Annotated in this window: 2 protein-coding genes; one reads left to right on the top strand and one right to left on the bottom strand. The window is 63.6% G+C overall.

Annotation, left to right across the window (positions count from 1 at the left end):
* Positions 1–299, top strand: a 299-nt coding sequence (locus tag P1J78_RS24975; RefSeq protein ID WP_275570076.1) for a hypothetical protein, incomplete at its 5' end; no start/stop codon positions are given.
* Between the two features lie 127 nt (positions 300–426).
* Here P1J78_RS24975 and P1J78_RS24970 read toward each other — a convergent pair.
* Positions 427–954: DUF3987 domain-containing protein (locus tag P1J78_RS24970; RefSeq protein WP_275570075.1), on the bottom strand; the 528-nt coding region annotated here is incomplete at its 5' end.

Here is a 954-nt window from a genome sequence, read left to right as displayed (position 1 = left end):
TCCGGCTATCGCCCGCCGGCGACGTGCCGGCTAGGACATCAGGAGAAGCAGCCGTAGCGTCATCCAAAGCCGCCCCAGACGCGTCTCTGGTGGCAGACCTGTTGACCGCTCCTGCCGGCGTGAGCGGGTCGGTCGCTTCCGTGATCGTCTTGATCGCGCCACTGGCCGAGGTCTCCGAGAAGGACGTCCTATTGCTATCGCTGGGCGTCTTGGTTCTCAACTCCGCCAACGCGACAAGTCCGGTGCCCCCTGAAGGACTCGCAGTCGGGTCATGCTTTTTCTTTGAGAACCTCACCTGACAGGTGGACAAAAGGCGACAGAAGTGGATCGCGAGCCCGGATTTGGGACTTTTGTCGCCTTTTGTCGCTGTGTCAGGTAGGGGACTCTCGATTGCACCCTGGTCCTTAATGATCGCCAACCAGCGGCTCATTTCAGGCCTCCCAGCTTTGGGTTAACTGCGTATTCCGCCTTCCGACGGCCGCCGGTCTTGCTATCAACGACAGCCAGCCAGTCCGCGTCGATCAGCACATCGAGCGCCCGCTTGATCTCATCGGCGGTCTGAAGGCCGGCGAGATGACGGCGCTGAATGTCCCGCCTGCTGACCAGCCGCGGCCCTTCGCTGAGGATGATTTCTGCCAGCCGCCGCGCATTCCGCTGCTCCGCCGGCAGGACCGAAGCCCCGTAGGCCCGATAGGCGTGGTGACGAAGGTGTTCGCCGACATAGTGACAGGCGCGGGCGACGTGGCTACGCTCGATGCTGCCGACCGGCTCCTGGCCGTCTGCGAACGCCCAGTCGAGATGCGCCAGCACGTTGGCAACGCGGACCACGAGGCCGGGCATCTTGCCGATATGCCCCTTGAGCAGCCCGTTGGCCTCGGCCTCCCAGACCTGGCATTGGACGCGGAACTCCTGGAGCACGTTGCGTGCCTCCTCGGTCAGATGCACGAAGAAGGG

Origin of the sequence: Psychromarinibacter sediminicola, assembly GCF_029168335.1 — a bacterium.
GTDB lineage: Bacteria > Pseudomonadota > Alphaproteobacteria > Rhodobacterales > Rhodobacteraceae > Psychromarinibacter > Psychromarinibacter sediminicola.
This window is presented reverse-complemented; position numbering and strand designations above follow the sequence as displayed.